Annotated in this window: 16 protein-coding genes; 10 read left to right on the top strand and 6 right to left on the bottom strand. The window is 39.1% G+C overall.

Features of this window, described 5'->3' with window-relative positions; all coding sequences use genetic code 11:
• Window positions 1–159 precede the first annotated feature (159 nt).
• Genes LCM02_RS00280 through LCM02_RS00300 form a run of 5 tightly spaced genes read left to right on the top strand, consistent with a single transcriptional unit; the run spans window position 160 to window position 13,030 of the window.
• Window positions 160–5,391, top strand: coding sequence for an ATP-binding protein (locus LCM02_RS00280; RefSeq protein ID WP_224926306.1), 5,232 nt, complete (start codon window positions 160–162; stop codon window positions 5,389–5,391).
• A gap of 21 nt (window positions 5,392–5,412) precedes the next feature.
• The gene (locus LCM02_RS00285) at window positions 5,413–9,108 is read left to right on the top strand and encodes a sensor histidine kinase (protein WP_224926307.1); all 3,696 of its coding nucleotides are present in this window, start codon (window positions 5,413–5,415) and stop codon (window positions 9,106–9,108) included.
• Between the two features lie 3 nt (window positions 9,109–9,111).
• On the top strand, window positions 9,112–11,589 hold the full coding sequence (locus tag LCM02_RS00290) for an ATP-binding protein (RefSeq protein WP_224926308.1): 2,478 nt from the start codon (window positions 9,112–9,114) through the stop codon (window positions 11,587–11,589).
• A gap of 26 nt (window positions 11,590–11,615) precedes the next feature.
• On the top strand, window positions 11,616–11,987 hold the full coding sequence (locus LCM02_RS00295) for a response regulator (protein ID WP_224926309.1): 372 nt from the start codon (window positions 11,616–11,618) through the stop codon (window positions 11,985–11,987).
• A 2-nt stretch (window positions 11,988–11,989) separates the two neighbouring features.
• Entirely contained in the window at window positions 11,990–13,030 is a 1,041-nt protein-coding gene (locus LCM02_RS00300) for an adenylate/guanylate cyclase domain-containing protein (RefSeq protein ID WP_224926310.1), read from the top strand.
• 54 nt (window positions 13,031–13,084) lie between these two features.
• Here LCM02_RS00300 and LCM02_RS00305 read toward each other — a convergent pair whose 3' ends face one another.
• Window positions 13,085–13,789, bottom strand: coding sequence for a fasciclin domain-containing protein (locus LCM02_RS00305; protein ID WP_224926311.1), 705 nt, complete (start codon window positions 13,787–13,789; stop codon window positions 13,085–13,087).
• A gap of 186 nt (window positions 13,790–13,975) precedes the next feature.
• Between LCM02_RS00305 and LCM02_RS00310 the strand changes: the two genes are divergently transcribed.
• From LCM02_RS00310 to LCM02_RS00330, 5 genes are read left to right on the top strand one after another with little or no spacing between them, the layout of a single operon-like run.
• On the top strand, window positions 13,976–15,115 hold the full coding sequence (locus LCM02_RS00310; RefSeq protein ID WP_224926312.1) for an MFS transporter: 1,140 nt from the start codon (window positions 13,976–13,978) through the stop codon (window positions 15,113–15,115).
• A gap of 55 nt (window positions 15,116–15,170) precedes the next feature.
• Window positions 15,171–15,947 (top strand): DUF1295 domain-containing protein, encoded by a 777-nt coding sequence (locus tag LCM02_RS00315; protein ID WP_224926313.1) that lies wholly within the window; start codon window positions 15,171–15,173, stop codon window positions 15,945–15,947.
• On the top strand, window positions 15,944–16,216 hold the full coding sequence (locus LCM02_RS00320) for a hypothetical protein (RefSeq protein ID WP_224926314.1): 273 nt from the start codon (window positions 15,944–15,946) through the stop codon (window positions 16,214–16,216). Before LCM02_RS00315 ends, LCM02_RS00320 begins: the two co-directional genes overlap by 4 nt.
• 39 nt (window positions 16,217–16,255) lie before the next feature.
• Window positions 16,256–16,807: a gluconate 2-dehydrogenase subunit 3 family protein gene (locus tag LCM02_RS00325; RefSeq protein WP_224926315.1), complete on the top strand. Its 552-nt coding sequence runs from the start codon at window positions 16,256–16,258 to the stop codon at window positions 16,805–16,807.
• A 13-nt stretch (window positions 16,808–16,820) separates the two neighbouring features.
• Window positions 16,821–18,503 (top strand): GMC oxidoreductase, encoded by a 1,683-nt coding sequence (locus tag LCM02_RS00330; RefSeq protein ID WP_224926316.1) that lies wholly within the window; start codon window positions 16,821–16,823, stop codon window positions 18,501–18,503.
• Between the two features lie 91 nt (window positions 18,504–18,594).
• On the opposite strand, the gene LCM02_RS00335 is transcribed toward LCM02_RS00330, so the two are convergent.
• The 5 genes from LCM02_RS00335 to LCM02_RS00355 are packed head-to-tail and all read right to left on the bottom strand — an operon-like array spanning window position 18,595 to window position 24,127.
• Window positions 18,595–19,962, bottom strand: a complete 1,368-nt coding sequence (locus tag LCM02_RS00335; protein WP_224926317.1) for a hypothetical protein — start codon at window positions 19,960–19,962, stop codon at window positions 18,595–18,597.
• The gene (locus tag LCM02_RS00340; RefSeq protein ID WP_224926318.1) at window positions 19,956–21,677 is read right to left on the bottom strand and encodes a VWA domain-containing protein; all 1,722 of its coding nucleotides are present in this window, start codon (window positions 21,675–21,677) and stop codon (window positions 19,956–19,958) included. The genes LCM02_RS00335 and LCM02_RS00340 overlap by 7 nt, the downstream gene beginning before the upstream one ends.
• A complete protein-coding gene (locus LCM02_RS00345) occupies window positions 21,677–22,669 on the bottom strand; it encodes a VWA domain-containing protein (protein WP_224926319.1) in 993 nt (330 codons plus the stop codon). The genes LCM02_RS00340 and LCM02_RS00345 overlap by 1 nt, the downstream gene beginning before the upstream one ends.
• A complete protein-coding gene (locus tag LCM02_RS00350) occupies window positions 22,662–23,201 on the bottom strand; it encodes a DUF4381 domain-containing protein (RefSeq protein WP_224926320.1) in 540 nt (179 codons plus the stop codon). Before LCM02_RS00350 ends, LCM02_RS00345 begins: the two co-directional genes overlap by 8 nt.
• Window positions 23,198–24,127 carry a DUF58 domain-containing protein gene (locus LCM02_RS00355; RefSeq protein ID WP_224926321.1) on the bottom strand — a complete coding sequence of 310 codons (930 nt, stop codon included), beginning with the start codon at window positions 24,125–24,127 and terminating at the stop codon, window positions 23,198–23,200. The genes LCM02_RS00350 and LCM02_RS00355 overlap by 4 nt, the downstream gene beginning before the upstream one ends.
• Window positions 24,128–24,131 lie beyond the last annotated feature (4 nt).

The raw sequence follows: 24,131 nt of genomic DNA on the forward strand, positions 1-24,131 counted from the left end.
AAACGTTAAAAATGTTGCTCACAAGAGAGTTTAACGGAACTTTGGAATTTATTTCCGATATTGGTAGTGAGATTGTTATAAAGAAATCTTTTTGAGGAGTATTGAATAAGAATTTTTATTCATCATTTTCAGAAATATCCTTTTTACCAAGAAATCAACATGAAACCTACCCCCTCACAAGAGAAAGAAATTTTCAAGGTATACGATACCTGGCTTCACAGTTATTTGAACGGGGATATAGAAACTTATGATTCCTTTTTGGATGACAGCTATCATTTCATCGGTTCTACCAATAACGAAGAATTTTTAAACCGAAAAGATGCCACGGATTTCTTCCGTAAGACGGCCCATCAGTTTTCGGGTAAAACAGATTTGAGAAATGAGAAGAGAATCGTTGAGAAGTTTGGAGAACTCGTCATTCTTACCCATGTTTTTGATGCCTGGTTTTTGAATCATAAGGACTGGACCTATTACGGAAGGTTCAGATTCACTTCTACACTTCAGGAAAAGAAAGAGGGATGGCGCTTTATCTACCAGCATTTTTCAACTACCGATTCTAAAACGGATGAAGGGGAAACCATTGGCTATGATAAAGTGAATGCCGAAAATCAGGAGTTAAGAGAAGCGATAAAAAGAAGAACCCTTGAACTTGAAGAAAAGAATCGAAAACTTGAAATTGAATCGGCCCTTGAAAGGATTCGTTCTCAGGTAACCGCTATGAAGAAGTCTTCGGATTTACTTGATATCGTTGTTTCGATGCGAGAAGAATTTACTCAGCTTGGTCACAGGGCAGATTATTTCTGGCATATGATGTGGCTCCCGGATAAGTTTGAAAAAGCAATGACTTCTGGTGATGGCAGCAAGATAGGGATGATCATGGAATTACCAAGAGATTTCCATAGCCATTATAAGGGAATGGATGAATGGGAAGCTAATGATGAACCAAGTATGATCTTAGCCTTAGAAGTTGAAGAGGCAGTGGATTATATTGATAAGATGATCACTTTGGGAAATTTCCAGCAGGTAGATCCTAATGCTCCAACTCTGGACGATATCAGGCATATTGGAGGGATAACCTTTGTCATGGCACGTACCACACACGGTGAAATAGGGTATAGTTTACCAGGTGTTGTAAGGAACCCTCCAGAGAAGGACATTCAGATTTTGGAGCGTTTTGCAAGCGTTTTCGATCTTGCACACAGAAGATTTCTTGATTTGCAAAATGCAGAAAGACAGGCTCGAGAAGTTGAGATTGAATTGGCCTTAGAGCGCGTAAGGGCAAGGACTATGGCCATGCAAAAAAGTGAAGAACTGGGTGAAACGGCAGAATTGTTATTTCAACAAGTCGAAGAATTAGGAATTGAGACCTGGACCACCGGGTTTAATATATGGAATAAGGATAATAATTCTTTTGTTGACAGGGTCAGTCTTAAATATGGTTTTATTGAACCCTACGAAGTTGACTGTAAGGCCCATCCATTTTTTGCTGATTTAGCCAAAGCCAGGAACAGTGGAGAAGATTTTCATGTTTTTGAATTGGAAGGAACTTATCTTGAAGAGATTTATGCGATCATGGCGGGTATGGCCAGGCTAAATTTTGAGAAAATAAAGGAATCAGGAATGACATTGCCATCTCGTCAATTCAACCATTATGTGTTTGGTGAAGAGGTCAGTCTCATGTTCATTACTTTTGAACCCTGTCCTGAATCCTGGGACATCTTTAAGCGATTTGGAAAGGTGTTTGAACAAACTTATACTCGTTTTCTTGATCTCCTAAAAGCAGAGGCTCAGACAAGAGAGGCCCAGATCGAAGCAGCATTGGAACGAGTTCGCTCAAAGACTATGTCCATGCATAATAGCAAGGACATGGAGGGTATCGTCATTACCTTATTTGAAGAAGTATTGAATTTGGGCCTTGACAGTTCCATGCGATGCGGGCTTGGAATTCTGGAAGGTCATGAAAGAATGGAAACCCGATCTGTGAACGCGAGCCCTGACGGAAAAGTAGAGCTGAGAGTCGGAATGCTGAATATGACAATTCATCCGATGCTGGTAGGCCTTAAAAAAGCCTGGGAAAGAGGAGATGATGAATATTCGTATTACTATTCAAAAAAAGATGTTAGAAAGTATTACGAGGCATTAAACAAAGAACCTGAATATCCTTTTAATGCAAATTTAGAAGCCCTTCCTGAACAGGAATATCATCAAAGTTACTTTTATTCTTCAGGAATTCTATTTGCTTTTTCAGAGAATCCTATTACAAAGGAATCATCTGGAATTCTATCCAGATTTGCAGCAGTTTTTGGTCAGACGTACAGAAGGTATTTGGACCTTCAGAAAGCCGAGGAACAATCCAGAGAGGCACAAATAGAACTTGCGCTGGAACGTGTCAGGAACAGAGCAATGACCATGATGAACTCAGATGAACTTGGTGATCTTATCATCACGGTTTTTAAGGAATTACAAGGACTTGATATGGAGTTGACCCGTTGTCTTTTATGGATTTTCAATAAAGAGGATGAATCTGCAGTGGCATGGATGACAAATTCAGAAGACCCTGATCGTGCGGATCATTATCACGTACCTTATCATAATCATCCTGCTTATAAAAATTACATCAAAAGCTGGAAACTTCAGTTGGCCGAATGGGAATACGATCTAAAGGGAAAGAACAAAGATAACTGGGATGAAATTCTGGTTGAAGGGTTTTTCAAAAAATTGCCAAGAAAAGTGAAGAATGCCATGAAGGCTCCTAAGCAGATTATCCTTTCGGGTTCCTTTAATAAATACGGATTGATACAAACGGCTGGTCTGGAGCCCTTGTCCACAGAAAACAAAGGAATTTTAAAGCGTTTCAGCCAGGTCTTTGAACAAAATTACAATCGTTTTCTTGACCTTAAAAAAGCGGAAAAACAAGCGCGTGAGGCACAGATTGAAGCGGCGCTGGAAAAAGTTAGAGCTCGAACCATGGCTATGCAGTCAAGTCAAGAGCTCCAGGATGCGGCTAATTTATTGTTTTTGGAAGTACAAGGTTTAGGAATTAATGCATGGAGCGCCGGATATAATATTGTTAATGAACGTAAAACTCAAAGCGAGTGCTGGATGAGCAGCGAAGGGGAGTTGCAAGATCCTTTTCCTCTGTATTTTACTAAAGAGGCTTCATTTCAAGCCATGGGGAAATTCTTAAAAAGTGAAGATACTTTTTTTGTTCAGGAATTAAAGGGCAAGGCATTGGAGAGGCATTATAATTATATGAGATCTTTACCGGAACTAAAGGAGACCTTTCAGCACCTGGATGATGCTGGCCTTTCTTTGCCAACCTATCAGATCAATCATCTCTGTAAATTCAGCAAAGGCTTTTTATTGTTTATCACATATGAAAAAGACCCTGATGCCCATGAAATATTTAGGCGTTTTACCAATGTTTTTGAACAGACCTACACAAGGTTCCAGGATCTTCAAAAAGCGGAGAATCAGTCAAAAGAGGCACAGATAGAACTGGCCCTTGAAAGAGTCAGGGCGAGTACCATGGCAATGCATGAAAGTAAACAACTCGCTGAGACCGCACAGGTTTTGTTTGAGCAATTTGATCTCTTGGGAGTTATTCCTGATCGTATTAGTATTGCCATCTATAACGAGGACAAAAGATTGTTTGAATTATGGGCTACAGACCAAAACGGAATCCTTGTAGATCATGTACATGATTTTTCAATTGACGAACCTACTTGTATGTCTAAAACTTACAAGGCATGGAAAAAAGGGGAGGAGTCATTCGTGGTAGACCTTCAGGGAAAAGAATTAGAAGAATGGGTGCAATTTGTCAGAGAAGATACTCAGATGGAAATAGATGCATCTCAGTTCCGGGGAAGAAGGGTACAACATTCGGCCTTTTTCTCAAATGGCTACTTAATGTTGAGCTCTCATGAGCCAATTCCCGAGGAAATGATGAAACTATTGCTACGCTTTGCAAAAGTTTTTGAGCAAACCTACACACGTTTCCTTGATCTGCAAAAAGCCGAATTACAGGCACGGGAGGCTATTAAACATGCCTCAGTTGACAGGGTCAGGGCAGAAATTGCCTCTATGCGGACCACAAAGGATCTGAAAAGGATAACACCTTTGATCTGGAATGAATTAAATACTCTCAATGTTCCTTTTATCCGATGTGGCGTTTTTATCATGAACGAAGAAGAGCAAATGGTTCAAACGTATTTATCTACTCCTGACGGAAAGGCTATCGCCTCTTTCGATCTGCCATTTGATGATACAAAACCTCTTACTGAATTGTTACCTCACTGGAGGAAGAAAGAAATGTATACAGATTTTTGGGATGAATCAGCCTTTATTGAATCGACAAAAATTTTAATGAATCGAGGAGCTATATCATCCAAAGAAAATTATACCACAGAAAATCGACCTACAAACTTACATCTCCATTTCCTTCCTTTTCTGCAAGGGATGTTGTATGTGGGGAGTGAAGTACCTTTAAACAAGGATGAATTAAATTTGGCACATAACCTTGCAGACGCCTTTTCAACAGCCTATTCCCGATATGATGACTTTAAGAAACTCGAGTTGGCGAATAAAAAAATAGAAAAAACACTGGTCGATCTTAAACAGACACAAGCACAGTTGATTCAGTCCGAAAAAATGGCCTCTTTAGGTGAGTTGACTGCTGGAATTGCACATGAGATCCAAAATCCATTGAACTTTGTCAATAATTTCTCGGAGGTAAGTCATGAACTTTTGACTGAAATGATAGAGGAACTTGATAATGGAGATTTGGAAGAGGTTCGGGAAATCACGAAGGATATCGAGCAAAATCTGGAAAAGATAAATCATCATGGACATCGGGCCAGTGATATTGTGAAGGGAATGCTTCAGCATAGCAGGAGTAGCAGCGGAGAAAAGGAACTCATTGATATCAATGCCCTGGCTGATGAATATTTAAGGCTGGCTTATCACGGATTGAGAGCAAAGGACAAATCTTTTAATTCGAGAATGGAAACCGATTTAGAGGAAAATCTGGAGAAAATTAAAGTTGTTCCTCAGGAGATTGGCAGGGTAATTCTTAACCTGATTACAAATGCATTTCATACTGTTTCTGAGAAGAAAAAAGCATCTGCTGAACCATATGACCCAATCGTCAGAGTAAGCACTAAAAAGGTGGGTAAAGCTATTGAGATTGTTGTGAAAGACAATGGAAATGGGATACCAAAGAAAGTGCAGGATAAAATATTTCAACCCTTTTTTACGACGAAACCCACCGGACAGGGAACAGGTTTGGGCCTGTCTTTAAGTTATGATATTGTGAAAGCTCACGGGGGAGAATTAAAGGTTGAATCAAGCGAGAAAGAAGGAACTGAATTAAAAATAATTTTACCGATCTAAACTGAACCTAAAAGAAAATTAATGAGACAGAAAGAACAGTCATTTAAATCAGCATTAACCATTCTTGTGGTGTTCTTATTGGTCCCTATAGGCATAATGGCTCAAAAAGAGAAAATTGCTTTCGAAAAATATGGGGTGGAAGAAGGACTTCCCGAAGAATATGTTACTTCTATGATTCAGGATGATCAAGGTTTTATTTGGGCCACTACGCAAAATGGACTGGTAAAATTTGACGGTTATGATATCAAGGTGATAAGAGGAGATAGAAACATTAATGATTCGACCAAACTTAAGTTTAGACATTTAGGTGGAGGAATTATAAAATCCAGGGATGGAAAACTATGGCTCGGAGGATTACATCAAGGAGGCATAGCATCATATGATCCAAAAACAGAAAGATTTAATAATTTTCTTCGGAACTCTAAAGATCCAACAGGAATCCCTTTTGAAATGAATAGATTGCAATTTGAGGATTCAAATGATAATATTTGGTTCGTGAGCCGCTCATTGGATGGAGACACAGCTGTCGTTGCAAGAATAAATACAAAGACGAATTCGATTAAGACTTATCCATACATAATTCAAGGATTCAAGTATAACGAAATAGTATTAAACTTTAGGATTTTAGAAGCTGATATAGATAAAAGTATTTGGCTTCTTGAAGATAAGGGTCAATTAAGAGTGTTTAATAGAGAAAAAGATACTTTTGAAATAGTTATCCCTACAGGTTCTGTCATTCCCGGAACGGGAGTCAAGGATACCCTGAAGGGTATTGTCAATGGTAAAAAACATTTTGTTTTAAATGGAATCAAAGGATTTTATATTTGGGATCCCGTAAAAAATGAAGCAAATAAGAGTTATACAAATATTGTAGGGAATGGTCAATTGCTGTCTTCTGATCCTTTGATATTTGCTTTCGGGGATTCAGAAGGTCAGTTCTGGTTACTTCAGGATGGAGGGAACATAACGGTGGTAAATCCTTATAATCAAAAGGTCTCAAAATATACTTGGGGTAAGGAATCCTTGGATTTCATAAAGGGTATAGATAATTGTTGGTTATTATTTCCGCTTATTCAAGATTCAAAAGGAATTTGGTTCCAAGCCTATTGCGAAGAAAGAGACTATGCCTTTGTTTATTATGAGCATTCAACACATTCTTTTAAATACTATAATAATCAGTTTTTTGATTTTAAAAATCAATTACCTTCCAGAGGTAACCCTATCAAAGTACTTGAAGATAAAACAGGCCTTAAATGGCTTGCTACTCGTCCTTATTTTTATAAACAATCTCCAAAGGCAAGAAGGATAGACTTATATCTTCAAAATGCACAAGATGAATTCTGGATACCTTCAGATACAATATACCATTTAGTTGAAGATACTAAGAACAGGCTTTGGGTCGGAACGGAATCAGGTATCGCTCTAAAACTTCCAAATAATAATTTCCATCAGTATTGCTTTAATGATTCCGATGGCCGTAAAAAAGATTTGGGTCCAATAAGCTCTATACATGAGGATACCAAAGGTAGAATATGGGTGGGAAACTCGCACAGTGGCCTTTTCCTATTCAATGAAAAAAAACAGGTATTTGACAGGATTAAGATTTTTGAAACTGTTTCTGACAGAAATGAGGTTCAGGTTAGTGAAGACAGACTTGGGAATATTTGGGCATCTATTAGAAATAGGGGGGTTTACGTATTGAATAGTGAATCGTTCACAATTGAAGCAAAATTCGAACCTCGAAACAAAGATGAACATGGATTGATGAGTGATAGAATCAGTTATCTGTTTAAAGATTCTGAAGGAGATATGTGGTTAGGAGATCCCGGAAATAATGATTTCGGACTTTATAAATATTTGGAGGAACAAAATAGATTTAAGAATTATCAATACAGTGCAAACGATACTTTAACTTTAATAAATAATGAAATTCGAGGTATCTATGAAGATGATATGAGCAGAATGTGGGTTGGAACAGATGGAGGGTTGTGTTTATATGATCGCGAGTCAGATGTTTTTTTTAGAAACAATAGAGAATTTGATCTACCTAGTGTTCAGTTGCATGAAAAGGCAGGAAATGGAAGGGTATGGGTGATAGCCTACAGTGGAGGAGGATTAGCACTGGTGGGTCCCGGAGTGAATGATGTAGAGCTATTTGGTGAGGAAAAAGGTCTGCTGCATAATGATGCCAATAATGCTGTCATGGATGATCAGGGACGGTTATGGATTCCAACACAAAGGGGCTTGTCGGTTTTTGACACCTTGTCTAAAACTTATACAAGTTACTTTGAGAAAGATGGATATCAAAAAAATGGTAGGTGGAACCCTGCCGTAAAAACGAGTAACGGAGATATCTGGATTGGTGGTGCGAATGGCTTAAACAGGATTGTTCCAAATTATTTGTTTAAAAAGGATTCAACCCAGCCGGCTGTTTTAATAACTTCTGTTGGAATTTTAGATTCGTTATATTCAGCTCCGGATGGTTCTATTTTTAAGGAAGCTGTCTCTTATACCACTGAAATCAAATTGAAGCATTGGCAAAAGGATTTGAGTTTTGAGTTTGTGGCCTTACATTATCTAAGATCAGAAGAAAATCTCTATTCCTGGAAACTGGAAAATTATGACAATAAATGGTCATCTCCCTCAAAACAAAGGGAAGCGTCTTATACAAATTTATCTCCAGGAAATTATGTGTTTCGAGTTAGGGGCTCCAATGCAGATGGCATCTGGAATGAAGAGGGTGCTAGTATCCGGATAATTATCGCTCCGCCGTGGTGGTTTACTTGGTGGGCCTATGTTGTTTATGCTCTGTTTGCAGGATTAATTGCGCTTCAGGTTCATAAATTTCAGAAGGCAAGAACGTTGAGAATTGAGAGGCAAAATGCCCAGGAAAAAGAATTGGCTCAGGCCAGGGAAATTGAAAAAGCCTATGCAGAACTCAAAAGCACCCAGGCTCAACTGATTCAATCAGAAAAAATGGCCTCGCTTGGTGAGCTCACCGCAGGTATTGCTCATGAGATTCAGAATCCATTGAACTTTGTCAATAATTTTTCGGAAGTCAGTAACGAACTTTTGGATGAGTTGAATGAAGAAATAGAGAAGGGGGATCTTGGAGAAGTGAAAGGTATATCGGAAGATCTAAAGCTGAATCTGGAAAAAATAAACCATCATGGGAAAAGAGCGGACTCTATAGTGAAAGGAATGTTGCATCATAGCAGGGGGAGCGATGGAGAAAAGGAACTTACTGATATCAATGCCCTGGCTGATGAATATTTGAGGTTGGCCTACCACGGATTAAGAGCAAAGGACAAATCGTTTAATGTTACCATGAAAACAGATTTCGATAAGCGTATTGGCGAAATAAAATTAGTTGCTCAGGATGTTGGCAGGGTGGTGCTCAACTTGATCACGAATGCCTTTTATGCAGTAGATGAAAAAAAGAAATCCGGTATTGAAAATTATGAACCGACAGTGACTGTTGGAACCAAAAAAGTAGGGAAAAATATTGAAATAAAGGTTGTTGATAACGGAAATGGTATTCCCGAAAAGGTCCTTGATAAAATATTTCAACCCTTTTTTACAACCAAACCCACCGGGCAGGGAACAGGACTAGGCTTATCTTTAAGCTATGATATTGTAACGGCCCATGGAGGAGAGCTGAGCGTTGAAACTAAAGAGAATACAGGAACGGAGTTTAAAATTATTTTACCAATATAGAATATGAGATCAGTTAAGTTAGTAGTTGTATTGATTTGCATTTATTTTTCCCCTTGCCGGGCTCAAGATACACTCTATGTGGATCCTGTTAAAATAGATAGTTTAAAAACTTTGTTGAAAGAGAGTTCTAAAGAGGATACTGAGAGAGTCAGACTTCTTAATGAATTCGCACGACTTAGTTTTTACAACAGAGAGCTAATACAGGGATTCGAAGCAACAATAAAAGCTATACAATTATCAAAAAAAATAGGATATAAAGAAGGGGAGGTTCTGTATCATGAAACTCTGGCCGCTTTTTTGGGTGATGGGGACATGGTAGCCTTTCATCATCAAAAGGCGAGAATGTTAAATGCCCAACTCAGTAAAAGTGACTCATTTGCTGAAGTGCAGGTTCCTGAAGGATATCCCGACCCAATAACCGATGCATACAGTAAAAAGTTGATAGACGCTCTGGAGCATTTCAAGGATGTGGACCAAAGAGAAATATTAGCGACCATTTATACTCATTTGGGATACTATTATTTTGGAAATGAAAGATTTATTGAGTTAAAATCTGTACATGCTGAAGCGATCGATATTTACAAAGAACTTGAAGAACTTTATCCGATTTTTCTATATTATTCCTACGGAACCTATCTTGCCTATAGGATGGGAGATAATGATGAAATGCAGAGGATCGATAATGAAATACAAAAACTTGTGGCTTCCATTCAGGACAATTCTGAAACCGGCCCTTTAAATTTTATTCTTGCCAATTATTATGCGAGAAATAATAAGCAGACTGTTGCCATAGAGCACTATTTAAAATGTATTGATTTTTTTGAATCCATCGAGGATTATTTGTTGCTGGCAAGTGTTTATTCAGAGATGACCAACCTTTATACTAATTTGGAGATGTTTTCCAAAGCTGCGGAAGCTATGGAGAACAGGATCAGAATTATCGAAACACATGGTCTGAAATTGAACAATTTTGCAGAGTATAACAGGGCAATGTGGACAATGTATGATTCTAAAAATTATATCAAGGCCTATTATTACCGAGATCGAATGGAGGAATTGATTACCGAGCAAAACAAGGAGCATTTTCTGGCAGATAACTACAGTGTTGAAGGTCATATACTTTTGGATCAAAAAAAATTCGAAGATGCCATTCCCCTCTTGAAAAATGCCTTGGAAATATCCTTGAGAATAAACAGGTTTCAAAGTGATGAGTGGGAGGCCTTTCGTCTCGCGGATTGTTATTATCAGATTAAGGACTATAACAATGCCTTGAAGTATGCGTTGAAAAGTGAAGAACTCCTGGATGGCGGCAATCTGAGATTGAATAGAAATTTGAATTTATTGTTGTCTGATATATATGACGCAAGAAATAATGAGATTCTCGCCTATAAACATTTAAAAAATTATGCCAACCTGATCAAGGAATCTCAAGAGGCCGAGGTTGCGAGCCTGATCATGCGTAATGAAGTAAGGTCAGTTCTTGAAAAAAAGGAAAAGGAAATTGACTTGCTGGAACAGGAACAAGAATTGAGGGAGCAGGAAAATAAGGCTCAGCGATTATGGATCATCAGTATCGCAGGAGCTCTTTTAACTGCTCTGCTTTTAAGTTTGATTTTGTATCGAAATAATAAAAACAGACAAAAGGCGAATCGAATTCTTCAAAAACAAAAAGAAAGAATTCAGGAAACCTTAACAGAGTTAAAGGCGACACAGTCCCAACTCATTCAATCTGAGAAGATGGCTTCTTTAGGGGAACTAACTGCGGGGATCGCCCATGAGATTCAAAACCCGCTGAACTTTGTCAACAACTTTTCTGAAGTAAATTCTGAGTTAATTGAAGAGATGCTGGAAGAACTCGAAAAGGGTAATCTGAATGAGGTCAAATCACTATCCAAAGATATTGATGAGAATGAACAGAAGATTATCTTCCACGGAAAAAGAGCTGATTCGATCGTTAAGGGGATGTTGCAGCATAGCAGGAGCAGTGATGGTAAAAAGGAGCCTGTAGATATAAACATTCTGTGCGATGAATATTTAAGGTTGTCATACCATGGATTAAGAGCCAAAGACAAGTCTTTCAATGCTACAATGAAAACTGAATTTGATGAGCAAATAGGCAAAATAAATATAGTTGCTCAGGATATTGGCCGGGTTGTACTCAATCTGATCACCAATGCTTTTCATGCGGTTGATGAAAAAAAGAAAGGTGGAGCCAAAGATTACGAACCGAGGGTGACAGTTCGTACTGAAAAATTAGCGAAGAATATAAAAATTATGGTAAAAGATAATGCCAACGGGGTTCCAAAAGAAATACTGGATAAAATTTTTCAACCCTTTTTTACCACGAAACCCACAGGGCAGGGTACAGGGCTAGGCTTGTCATTAAGCTATGATATTGTAAAAGCCCATGGTGGAGAATTACAAGTTGAAACGAAAAAAGATAAAGGGACAACCTTTAGCATTTTGCTTCCGATTGGTTAAAATAGAAATGAATAAAATATAGAAAGATGAAAATATTAGTAGTAGATGACGAAAGGGACGTCAAGATATTGTTCGAGCAGCGATTCAGAAAGGAAATCAGAAAAGGAGATGTTACTTTTGTATTTGCGTTCTCTGGTGAGGAAGCCGTCGAAACCCTGGACAAACTCAATCAGGAAGCTGTTTTGATTTTATCGGATATCAACATGCCTGGAATGAGTGGACTGGAACTTTTGGAGCATATTAAGAAAAACTTGTATAAACCTCCTCCTGTGGTCATGATGATCACTGCTTATGGAGATGAACAGAACAGAAAAGCGGCTGAAAGATTAGGCGCTGACGCCTTTTTAACGAAACCCCTGGATTTTAAACTTTTGAAAAACGAACTTTTAAATATTTAGTTATGGCGAAAATTTTGGTTGTTGATGACGAAACAGATCTTGAAATACTGATCAAACAAAAGTTTCGTAAGGAAATCAGAAAAAAAGAATATGAATTTCTTTTTGCTGTAAACGGCCTGGATGCGTTGGAGAAAATCCTGCAGGATCCTGAAGTTGATATTGTGTTAAGTGATATCAATATGCCTGAGATGGATGGGCTTACTTTATTGACGAAATTAAACGAAATGAGCCCATTGATTCAAGCGGTGATTGTTTCTGCATATGGAGATATGGAAAATATCAGGACAGCCATGAACCGAGGGGCTTTTGATTTTATAACTAAGCCCATTAATTTCAAGGATCTCACCCTTACCATGGAAAAGACTTTGAAGCATGCCAGACAGCTCAGGGAAACTTTGAAAGCGGTAAAAGAAAACAATATCTTAAAGATGTATGTTGATCAGAACGTGCTCAATTTCATGGGAAGTCGAGAATATGAGTCGGCCATAATGGTTAACGAATCCGTGGAAGGTACCGTCGTTTTTATCGATATATGTGGTTTTACCCGTATAAGCGAAAAGGAACCTGCGGATAAGGTTGTAAAAATGTTAAACGCATACTTTGACATCATGGTGAAGGAGATTATCAAACAAGACGGTAATGTAGATAAGTTTTTGGGTGATGCCGTGATGGCCTTTTTTAGTGGTGACTTTCATCTGGACAGGGCTATCGAAGCTTGTGTTGATATACGAACGGCAATAGAAAACGCTGACATTGGTATTGGAATTGAATCTTTCAAACCCGAAGTTTCCATTGGTATTAACAGCGGGGACATGGTTTGGGGAAATATTGGATCTTCAACCTTAAAGCGACTTGATCATACGGTAATAGGGGATGCAGTGAATCTTGCTGCTCGATTACAATCAGCTGCTCAAAACGGTCAAATTCTGATCACAGAAGAAAGTTACGAGAAAGTCAAGGAATCCTTTAAATGTGAGAAAATTGGGCCGATCCAAATGAAGAATAGATCGGAACCGGTTATCGTATACCAGGTGATCAGCTAAAAAAAGGCCGCATATAGCGGCCAAAACGGATTTTTCTAGTTAGTAAGAAGTTTCCTAGGGATTCGCTCCCTGACATGCAAGATCAATGGGTAAAAGTACTTCACTAATGACATGTACGATACCATTCTTTGCTATTTTATCTGCATCATTCGGTCCGATGATGGCTATACTGCCAACACTTTGAACTGTTCTGTCATTTTTTACGGTTAGAGCTTTTCCAAATAAAGTTTCCACTTCTCTTTCGTTTTCGCTTGGTATAATGGTGTTGGCATCTTGTCTTCCTTTTGCTACGTGGTATAATAATATATCACGTATTAACCCAGGGTCTCCTATTTCAGAAATGTCCTGTGTTTTCATTCCAAGGCAATTATACAATTTAAAAAAAGCTTCATTATTCGGTGCAAAAACCGTGTGCTGTACGTTTTGAGAAGCAAATAACTCAATCAATTGAGTATAAATTTCGGCATTGACATATTCGAGTGCTTCGATCAATTCAGTGTGCCCGTTATCGAGAAGAATGGCGGTTATTGATTCTTTCAACTCATCATTTGCTGAATTGTTGTTAACGTTATTAACTGGTGTGCTTTGGTAACCTGAGTTTCTTACACCTTCGTCAACTACATCCATATTGTCTGAACCGCAGGACAATGAAACCAAAACCATAAATACGAGGAGGCCAAACCAAGAAATTTGATTGGATAATTTTGTCCTTTTCAGGTCATTGATCTTGTTTTTATGTCGATTATTATTTCTTTTCATTTTTCAAAGGGTTCCTTCTGTCAATTAAAATGTCTAAGAATATAGTAAAAAACTTAGACAAAAATATATCATTTCTATGAGAAAAACAAATAGTAACACCATAATTGTTTAAGTTTTTCACTTTTTAAAGGATTCTGCTTGCTACTTTTTGACAAACAGTTAAGATATTTGCATTTTGATTTTGACATGGATAAAGTTTCAAGTCAACGTGTGTCGTTGAGTATCTATTTCTTTCTTCTGGGTTTTGGTTTTTCGACCTGGGCTTCTCGCATTCCTTCGATAAAAACAAATTTTAATTTTGATGAAGCGGAACTCGGGAATTTACTGCTGGTAATGCCAATCAGTTCCATGATAGGATTACCCATATCCGGCTGGCTCGTATCCAAATTTAACAGCAGAATTCCCCTTTTGGTATCCTTTATTGTTTTGTGCCTTTCATTGATTCTTATCGGTTATGCAGAAGATCTGACCGCTTTGATATCGGGAGTAGCTCTTTTCGCATTTTGCACACGAATAGCCAATATTGCCGTCAACACCCAGTCATTGACCTTGCAAAAACAAAGAGAAAAAAAGATCATTGGTTCCTTTCACGGCCTTTGGAGTTTAGGGGGGCTGGGAGGTGCCCTATTCTCAACAATCATGGTGAAGGCTGGAATATCCATGAAGGATCATTTTTTGTACATAGCTATTCTTAGTTTGATCATTTCGGTTGTTTCTTTCACCTTCCTTATTCCGAAAGACAGATCCGAAATTGGGAACAAACTTATTTTAGGAAAACCGGATAAGTACATTCTTTACCTCGGGCTCATGGTTTTCTTTGGCGCCCTCTGTGAAGGAGGAATGTTTGACTGGAGTGGTGTGTATTTTAAAGAAGTTGTAGGAGAGGAGGTATTTACCCTTGGTTATTTGATCTTTATGGCTTTTATGGCATTATCACGTTTCTATTCCGACAAGCTTGTTGATCGAATAGGAATGAGAAAAACCTATATCCTTGGAGCCTCGATTGTTGGAGCGGGTATGTCCATTGTAATTCTGTTTCCATTTTTCTGGCCGGTTCTGATTGGATTTTCCCTGGTTGGAATTGGGGTGGCTTCTGTGTTTCCCATGACCTTTGCCCTTGCAGGTAGCTCCAAGAAATATTCACCGGGAATGGCAATATCAATAATCTCTACCTACGGAATTGTAGGGATGCTCATAGGACCTCCATTAGTGGGTTATGTTGCCCATATCACAGGGTTGAGGTATGCCTTTATACTTTTTATACTTTCAGGTTTAATGTTGATTCCACTGTCTTACTCGTTTTTTAGGCTGAACCAGCAAGAATGATATTTGTTTTCAAAAATCGTAACTTACAGTTCAAACAAACCTTAATGATCTATCCATGATTATGATTCTGCCTGTTATTGGAGTTTTTGCCATGATGACGCTATTGTGGTTATTCAGTATATATCTAAAAAATGTCAGCATCGTTGATAATTTTTGGGGTATGGGTTTTGTTTTGGTTGTCTGGACCCTTGCCTTGCAGTCAGAGGTTTTGTTTACTCGAAATTATCTTTTGATTCTCCTCGTAACTTTATGGGGGATCAGGCTTTCATTTTACCTGATGCATCGTAATTACGGTAAGGAGGAAGACTACAGATATCAGGAGTTTAGAGAGCGTTACGGAAGGGAGCGTTATTGGTGGTTTAGTTATTTTCAGGTGTTTCTTTTACAGGGGGGTCTGATCCTTATCATCGCTCTACCTTTTTTAGGGGTCTTTAAAAAGACAATATCCGATGAGTTAAATTTCATTGATTATACAGGAGTTTTGATTTGGGTGATCGGATTTGTATTTGAGTCTGTTGGTGATTATCAATTGGCATCCTTTAAAAAGAATCCGGCAAATAAGGGAAAACTGCTTACTCATGGTTTATGGCGTTATACAAGACATCCAAATTACTTTGGTGACGCTGCCGTATGGTGGGGCTACGGTTTGATTGCAATAGCGTCCGGGGCTTACTGGTATAGTCTGGGAGCAGTATTGATGACCTATTTGATTTTGAAGATTTCCGGTGTGTCATTACTGGAAAAGTCTCTTTCGGTAAACAAACCAGGATACGAAGATTATATCAAAAGGACTAGTTCTTTTATTCCCTGGTTTCCAAAAAGAAAGTCATGATTACCTTTCTAAGAGAACACATATGGCTTATACTTTTTGTTATCTGGGGCCTGCCACTAACTTACTATCGCAGCCGATTCAGGAAAATGGTTTACCAAACCGATCACTGGGTCATAAACATTCAACCAAAGTTTGTCAAAGAAACCAAAGCGCTTTTTGGGTTTTACAGTCCACCCGGCCAAGGTTTTTTAAAGCTCAGGAACTTTTATCGTTTTTATCTGATCGTTTATCTGATACTATTCTTGTTGTATTTGTCCTTCGGCAAGTAGTTTAAATTTTTTATTTTTAGGGCTTTTATTTGCTACACTATGAACAGACGCCAATTGTTAAAGAATTCGGTTTTTACAGCTATCGGCCTGGGCCTGAGTCCCGGGATCATCCTGTCCCTGGAAAGTTGTGCCAAGGAAAGGCCAACCTCGGATAGCCCTCTTTATTTCAATGAAGAAGAGTTTGATACGCTTTGGTATATGTCAGATTTAATTCTTCCTAAAACACAAACGCCCGGAGCGATTGAAGCAGGTGTTCCTTTATTTATCGACAAACTTTATGGCGAGTTCCTGGAAGATGAAGAAAAAAACAAGTTTCAGGCTGGATTAAAAAGTTTTATGGAAACCTGTGCAGAAGAAAATGGGAAACCCTTTTTGGATCTTGATCAGTCTCTAAAGATTTCCTATCTGGAAAAGCTGGACAATGCCGGTGCTGAGGAAGCGTTTTTTAAATCCTCGAAACAAATCATTCTCTGGGCTTACTTTACTTCTGAGCCCGGTATGAAGAGTATGAATTATTTACCTGTCCCGGGACGATATAATGGCTGCATAACAATTGATAATGAGGAAAAAAACATAGTGGGTAATCGATAAGGATTTTATAAGTATGAGAGAAAGCGAATTTGATGTCATCGTGATTGGTTCGGGTATGTCTGGTGGATGGGCGGCCAAAGAATTTACTGAAAAAGGAATGAAAACCCTGGTACTTGAACGAGGAAGGATGGTTGAACACATCAAGGATTATCCAACCACAAACATGGCCCCCTGGGAATTTGAATTCCGAAAAAGGCCAACAAAGGAAACAAAGGAAGAATATCATATCCAGAAGGGAGTATACGCCTTTAATGAGGCCACCAAGCATTTTTTTGCAAGTGACAAGAAACATCCTTATTCCACACCCCCTGACAAACCGTTCAGATGGATCAAAGGATTCCAGACCGGTGGAAAAAGTCTGTTATGGTGGAGGCAGACCTACAGGATGAGCGAAATGGATTTTGAAGCAAATGCAAAGGATGGCCACGGGGTGGACTGGCCGGTTCGTTACAAAGACATTGAGCCATGGTATGATTATGTAGAACAATACATTGGGGTCAGCGGACAAAATGAGGGCCTTGAGCAGTTGCCCGATGGGAAATTTTTAAAGCCCATGGAGCTGAATTGTGTTGAAGAACACCTGAAGGAATCCTTAGAGAAAAATTATGATAACCGGACGCTGACTATAGGAAGGACTGCTCATCTAACAGAGAGGCATAATGAGAGAGGACCATGTCAATACAGAAATATGTGCGAGACGGGTTGTCCCTTCAACGGATATTTTAACAGTGTAAGTGTAACCCTTCCGGATGCCCATAAAACGGGAAATATGACCTTTAGGTCCAATTCCATAGTTCACTCAATTATCTATGATAAAGAAAAGGGAAAAGCGAGTGGAGTCAAAGTAATTGACGCCGAAACCAAGGAGGTCACGGAATATTTTGCAAGAGTCATTTTCCTGTGTGCCTCAACCTTGCCCAGTACCCAGATCATGTTGAACAGTACTTCGGAGCGTTTTCCAAATGGGATAGCTAATTCAAGCGGTATGCTTGGGCGCAACTTGATGGATCATTATACCATAGATACCCGTGGCGTATATCAGGGCTTCGAAGACGGCTATTATAACGGTCACAGACCCAACGGAATATATCTTCCACGATTTAAAAATTTGAATGGACAGGAGGAGGATTACGTCAGGGGCTTTGCCTATCAGGGGAGTGCAAGCAGGCTCGGCTGGGAATTAGGTAATTATATCAGCGGTATAGGGGGAGAATTTAAGGACCAACTTCAAAAACCCGGCCCATGGGTCATGGGATTGGGCGGCTATGGAGAATGCCTTCCCTATTATGACAATCAGGTCACCCTTCATCCCGAAAAAAAGGATGAATGGGGAATGCCAATTCTCCATATCAGTTGTGAATTAAAGGAAAATGAGAAGAAAATTATGGAAGCCATGAAGGTGCACGCGAGAGAGATTCTTGAAAAGGCTGGATTTACGAATATTGAGCATTCGAGTCCGGAAGACTGGATCTTTGGAGATGGCATTCATGAAATGGGGACGGCGCGCATGGGTAAAGATCCAAAGACTTCCGTTTTAGATAAATGGAATGCCTGTCATGATGTTCCTAATCTTTTTGTTACCGACGGATCTTTTATGGCCTCCTCGGCATGTCAGAACCCATCCCTGTCGTACATGGCTTTTACCGCCCGCGCGGCAAATTATGCCATTGAAAAAATGAAAAAAGGAGAACTGTAATTTTTTTAGTTTGTATGTCCTGGGAAGTTTCTTTCTTTCTTTCTTTCTTTCTTTCTTTCTTCGATTGGATGATTTAAATACTAAGACAGCTTCAAGGGTTGATCCATTGAAATGGATTCTTACCTTGAATTTTTTGTTTAGCTGAGTTATCGACTAAGCCTTTTAAATAATTCTTTCTTGCCTCTTTAATCCCATGAAGGTTATTTAAAATGATAGCGTTTTTGTCACCATCGGTTAAATCCAATGCTGACCGGAACTCCCTGGAGCCATATTGATGTGCAAAAAAGACTAGTGTTGGTTCTTTCAATTCCAGATGATCGATCCACTTGTACAGGGCATTCAAGGAAGATTTATTGTCCTTTTTTCCTACCTGTTTTAAGAAAAGTTGGAAATAATATTTTTCGGATTTAAGGTAGGCTTCCCTCTTGTTTTTGATTCGGGCCAAAAGCCCCTTAGAGACCAGCAGCCATTTTAAGATTCTATAAAGAATGAGGAGAACTAAAACTCCGACGCTTAAAAGGGTCAAAAATTCTTTTAAAGTGAGTCCGAAGATTTTTTCTTCCGATTTGTCAATTTTATCATCCTCTAAGGCGGGTGAAGCTATAAGCAAAGAATCCCGGACACTATCCAGCATTCCAAGATCAGGATTTGGAAGTACTTCTATGGTTTTTCCGGGAATTGTTTTTTTATAAAGTTTTTGCTGCCTGGAATTCCACCAGGTAACGGTTATTTCAGGAAGGATTACGGTACCCTCTTTCTCAAATAAATAGCGAACGCCTTCAGATCTTGAGGAGCTAATTGCAGTTTTTGACTTATTTGTGTTTATCGCTGGCCTTGTTGGATATAAACTCACATTATTAATGCTATCCCATACAATGGGAGGGATCAATTCAGCCACGGTTCCTGAGGCCTTTCTTAAAATTTCGCGTTCAACAACATCTCCCACTTTTACAGATGTCAGGTTTCCTTGCCAAGTTTCATTGACATAGACATTGGATGAAACCAGCCAGTTGTCTTTGTCAAATCCTTTTGGAATATCTTTGACATCAATTTCTCTTTCTTTTGTGATTACCTTTCTTTTTATTCCCTTGTAATCGCCTTCGTTTGGGGTTTCAACGATTAGTTCCAATGAAGGAAAAACAAGATCTTTATCGTCATAAGGGAAGACATTGTAGATAGCTTCAACACCTGCATAGTTTTTACCATTGACCTGCTTGTTGACTGATACTGATCTGAAATAAACAGTAAAAGCCCCGTTGACCTTGATGTTACCAAAATTAACACCTGATGTAAACCAGGTAGAGGTATAAATTCCGACGCTAACCTGAATGGGTTCTCCCACATAGGCGGAATTTTTATTCACTTTTATTTCACTGAAAACCCTGCTTTGTCCATACATATAAACTGAAACAAAGAACAGTAAGATGCAAATGATGCTATTTTTGACCTTTCCTACCATGTTATTTCCTTGTTTCTTGGTTGTATCCTGTGGGTTTTCACCTGATGATTGAATTTCCTCTTTAAAAATAAGGAAGGATCGTCATCAACTTTGCGCATCAAAACTTTCTGGGAGTTTTCACTTTTACCTGATTCAAAATCAGGCGGGACTTCATCCATCTCCTTCCCTGTCCTCATATCGGTTCCTACGGTTTCTTCTTTTCGCTCCTGTTTCATGTCTTCCTCTGTGGCTTCCTGTCCGCCGCCACCCAGATCTTCCATGTCTTTATTTTCAATATTTTCCGTATTGGGTTCATCCTTCACTTCCTCAGCCTCTTCCGGGTCCACTGGACTTTCACCCTCCAGCATTCGCTGAGATCTCTCCTTATTTTTACCGGCACTCTCCAGATCCGGATTTAACTGAACCGCCTGGTCAAATGCTATGGCAGCTTCGGCATAATCACCATTTTCATAGTAAGCGAGACCCAGATTGTATGCTCCCATGGCGCTTGTATCTTTTTGAAAGGCTTCAATGGCTTTCTTATAATCTCCAGATTTATACCATGCTATTCCTTCTCTTAATGGATCCTGATATAATTCCGCGGCCTTAAGGAATTCTTCTTTATCATATTCCTGTTGTGCCTGATAATCTTTGGTCTTCCAAAGATCAGCAAAGGTTGATTCCTTAGAGCAGGAGCTTAAGCTAAATACCATGAGTAGTCCGTAAAGCACCCACCCCTTCCTAAACCATGCCAAAACAATGATGGCAAAAGGAACGGCCAGCCAGAGGCCCTCATCTTTCCAGTTATCTTCTTTTTCCTCCTGGTCCTCCTTGAATTCAAGATTTTGGCTAATGTTTTTTGCAAGAAATTGCATATCACTATTATCAAGGGTAAGCGGGCTAATGGTCACTTGTTCAAGCGAGCTGATTTTATTCAGGATCTCTTGATTCAGAGAAGAGAAAACTTCTTTTCCCTGCTTATCCTTAAAGGCCCTGTTTCCACTTCTGGCCGGCACTACAGCACCAACTTTTGTATTCATAGGGAGTACAGTCAGGGAATTATTATTAGAATTCACAAACTTCTGTATGGTGATAAAGCTTTCTTCACTAAAATCATCAGAAATCAGGAGCACATGGCCCGGGGCACTGGACATTGAGGTGATGGAGTCTGCAAGTTCAAGACCCTTTTGCAAATCACTACCAGGAAAAGGCATGATGTCCGGAGAAAGTGTTTTAATATGACTATTGATGATTTTATAATCTCGGGTCAAGGGAACTATGGTATGTGCCGTACCCGCATATCCTATCAAGGCAATTCTTGCTCCTGGTTTTGAATCGAGAAAGTCTCTGATCTTGAATTTGGATCTTTCCAGCCTTGAAGGTTGAATATCTGTTGCCATCATGCTCTGAGACAAGTCGAGCAAAATAACCATAGGAGTTTCAAGGATCTTTTCCGGTTCCTGTATTTTTTGCCAGGTTGGCCCGGATACACCAATGACACCAAGTGAAAGGGTGATAAATAACGCGAGGTGCATCCATTTTTTTATGTTTTCACTTCCTTTTTTGATCATAAAAGGACGTAAATGAGAGGCGATTACCTCTTGCCATTTGATCGTTTCCCGGAGTCCTGAAACAGCTATTATAAAAGATAGGATCACAGGGATCAACAACCACAAAAGATGAGGCCTCAAAAAATGGAATTCTTCCCAGTTGATATGTAACAGCCCCTCGTTCATTAAGATGCTTTTTTATTTTTTATTAATTTTTGAAATCCTCTGATCAAGGATAAAATAATAGTCAGCCCTATCGCCGCAAGCAGGGGGTAGGGGTATAATAATGTGGCTGGAACATAACTTTCTTCTTCATATTCTATGGGTTCGAGTTTGTCCAGTTCATCGTAAATCTCTGAGAGTGCTTCTGTATCGATAGCCCTGAAATAACGAGCCCCAGTCATTTCTGCTATTTCGGTCAAGGTATTTTCATCAAGATCAGATGAGGCGCTTTCAGGATTTCCGATGCCTAATGTATAGATATGGATGCTGTCTTTTCTTGCCAGATCGGCTGCATCAAGTGGCAAAATTTCCGTTCCGGAATCAACTCCGTCGGTCAACACCAGCATTACTTTTGTTTTAATCGTATCCTGATCAAACATTTCAATGCCTTTTACGATGGCTTTTCCAATATTTGTCATTTGCCCGGCCATACCAACATCAGCTTCTTCCAGTAACTGATCTACAGTTGACAGATCTGAGGTGAAGGGCGCCTGGATGTAGGAACTCGATCCAAAAAATATAAGTCCCATCCGATCTCCTGTACGCTTCTCGAAAAACTCATGCATAACGCTTTTAACAGCCTCCCAACGTGTCGTTCTTTTTCCATCGATCGTCCAGTCCGTATTGGCCATACTGAATGAAATGTCTGCTACGATGAGGAAATTTCTTGAGGTTTTGACCTTTAATTCAGGTTCACCAACCAATCTTGGCGACGCAAATGAAAATAGAAGCAGCAACCAGACGATAAAAAGTAAGACAGAAATCAATACATTTTTCTTACTGATTAACGCCGATTTTCTCGGTTTTAATCCGGTAATACTTGCCGCCTTTTCTAAATTGGGAACCTGTAAAGAGGCACTTTTAATTCTTAAAGGAGGTAATAGCCAGTAAACCAGCAAAGGAAGAGGTATAAGAAGTAAAACCCAGAGATTCGCTATTTCAAAGTTATCAGGCATGCGTTTTGATCCATTTTATTGAAAGATTCCTCAATTCGTTCAGTTCACTTTTGTCCGGAGCATGATTTTCATAGATAGATCTTGAAATCATAGACTCGTATTGACTGAAATGTGTATTTTTTGATTTTGATTCAAGGAAAATAAGCCAGGAATTTCCATGTAAGCTTGCCACAGCATTTCTTCCATATGCTTTAAGAGCCGCGTTTTTAAGAATTATCATTAATGCAGAAAGCTGAGACCCTGCATCATCCGAGTCTTGCGAATTGTTGAGTTCATTGACAGCTTTTATGGCGTCCCTTCTGTAAGCATTGGACCTGTATTTTTTCATCCATCTGTAAGATGCGTAAAGGATGCCCATAAGAAGAAGTGAACCAATCAAATACCAGCCTGGAGTGTTAAATGAATACCCTATGGGATCAGGTTCCAATAAAGGTCCCAGATCTTCAATTGCACCAATTTTCTCAGATTCCTGAATCACAATTTCGGAATCAACCTTGGGGAGGGCATTGAAAAATTTGATTATCCAGATCATTTTCCTTTTAGTATTTCTTTGATTTGAACATCTGTTTCCTTAATCGTATCAACCGATAGAACCGGTATTCGATGCTTTTTCATCTTCGCCTTGAATTGCTCAAATTCATTATCAAATACATTTTTAAATTCCTTTCGAAGTGCAGCCTTCTGACCATCAATTAGAAGCTGTTCCTCCTGGTTCCCAGCAACTAATTTCGCATCAGGTATAAACTGTTCCATCGGATCGTAAACTTTCGCTAAAATAACATCATTATGACGTGATATCCTGGTGATAAATTTTACTACTTCCGGTCTGTACCTGAAAAAATCAGAAATGATAATGACTAAAAAGTCGTGTGTCACAATATTCTTGACCTTAGCCATGGTTTCTGTCAAAGCCTTTTCAAACTCAACGGGCTTTGTATTGATTAATTCCCTGTTTCTCGTGACTATTTTTTCAAGGAAACGGAGAATGTTTTTTCTATCTCTTTTAGGGTAGATGATATCAATACCATTATCGGCAAATACGATACCACCAACTCGATCACCTTCTTTAAGAACCTTAAAAGCCGTTAGTGCTGCGAGTTCAGCTGCTACAACTGATTTAGTCTTATTACGTGAGCCAAAAAACATGGATTTGGACTGATCAACCACTATCAGTGCCGGCTTTTCCTTTTCTTCGCTATACACTCTGGAATGCGTCTTTTGTGTTCTGGCCGTAACCTTCCAGTCAATACTTCTGATATCATCTCCCGGAACGTAATTTCTAACTTCCTCAAAATCCAGTCCACGACCCCTCAGTTTAGAGGCATGTTTTCCACCCAAAATGCTCCTGACTTTCTGTTTACTGGCCAAAAAACTGAAACCCCTTGAAAAGTGTTCCATTTTTAAAAGATCATTCAGGGATACAAAGATGTTTTTTGGATATTTACCGGATTCAGTCATGGCG

It is taken from the genome of Lutimonas saemankumensis, from assembly GCF_020171465.1.
Classification (GTDB): domain Bacteria; phylum Bacteroidota; class Bacteroidia; order Flavobacteriales; family Flavobacteriaceae; genus Lutimonas; species Lutimonas saemankumensis.

What these genes read in the sequence shown, in the direction of transcription:
- LCM02_RS00280 (WP_224926306.1), top strand. Translation starts at nt 160, where the DNA reads ATGAAACCTACCCCCTCACAAGAGAAAGAAATTTTCAAGGTATACGAT.
- LCM02_RS00285 (WP_224926307.1), top strand. Translation starts at nt 5,413, where the DNA reads ATGAGACAGAAAGAACAGTCATTTAAATCAGCATTAACCATTCTTGTG.
- LCM02_RS00290 (WP_224926308.1), top strand. Translation starts at nt 9,112, where the DNA reads ATGAGATCAGTTAAGTTAGTAGTTGTATTGATTTGCATTTATTTTTCC.
- LCM02_RS00295 (WP_224926309.1), top strand. Translation starts at nt 11,616, where the DNA reads ATGAAAATATTAGTAGTAGATGACGAAAGGGACGTCAAGATATTGTTC.
- LCM02_RS00300 (WP_224926310.1), top strand. Translation starts at nt 11,990, where the DNA reads ATGGCGAAAATTTTGGTTGTTGATGACGAAACAGATCTTGAAATACTG.
- LCM02_RS00305 (WP_224926311.1), bottom strand. Translation starts at nt 13,789, where the DNA reads ATGAAAAGAAATAATAATCGACATAAAAACAAGATCAATGACCTGAAA.
- LCM02_RS00310 (WP_224926312.1), top strand. Translation starts at nt 13,976, where the DNA reads ATGGATAAAGTTTCAAGTCAACGTGTGTCGTTGAGTATCTATTTCTTT.
- LCM02_RS00315 (WP_224926313.1), top strand. Translation starts at nt 15,171, where the DNA reads ATGATTATGATTCTGCCTGTTATTGGAGTTTTTGCCATGATGACGCTA.
- LCM02_RS00320 (WP_224926314.1), top strand. Translation starts at nt 15,944, where the DNA reads ATGATTACCTTTCTAAGAGAACACATATGGCTTATACTTTTTGTTATC.
- LCM02_RS00325 (WP_224926315.1), top strand. Translation starts at nt 16,256, where the DNA reads ATGAACAGACGCCAATTGTTAAAGAATTCGGTTTTTACAGCTATCGGC.
- LCM02_RS00330 (WP_224926316.1), top strand. Translation starts at nt 16,821, where the DNA reads ATGAGAGAAAGCGAATTTGATGTCATCGTGATTGGTTCGGGTATGTCT.
- LCM02_RS00335 (WP_224926317.1), bottom strand. Translation starts at nt 19,962, where the DNA reads ATGGTAGGAAAGGTCAAAAATAGCATCATTTGCATCTTACTGTTCTTT.
- LCM02_RS00340 (WP_224926318.1), bottom strand. Translation starts at nt 21,677, where the DNA reads ATGAACGAGGGGCTGTTACATATCAACTGGGAAGAATTCCATTTTTTG.
- LCM02_RS00345 (WP_224926319.1), bottom strand. Translation starts at nt 22,669, where the DNA reads ATGCCTGATAACTTTGAAATAGCGAATCTCTGGGTTTTACTTCTTATA.
- LCM02_RS00350 (WP_224926320.1), bottom strand. Translation starts at nt 23,201, where the DNA reads ATGATCTGGATAATCAAATTTTTCAATGCCCTCCCCAAGGTTGATTCC.
- LCM02_RS00355 (WP_224926321.1), bottom strand. Translation starts at nt 24,127, where the DNA reads ATGACTGAATCCGGTAAATATCCAAAAAACATCTTTGTATCCCTGAAT.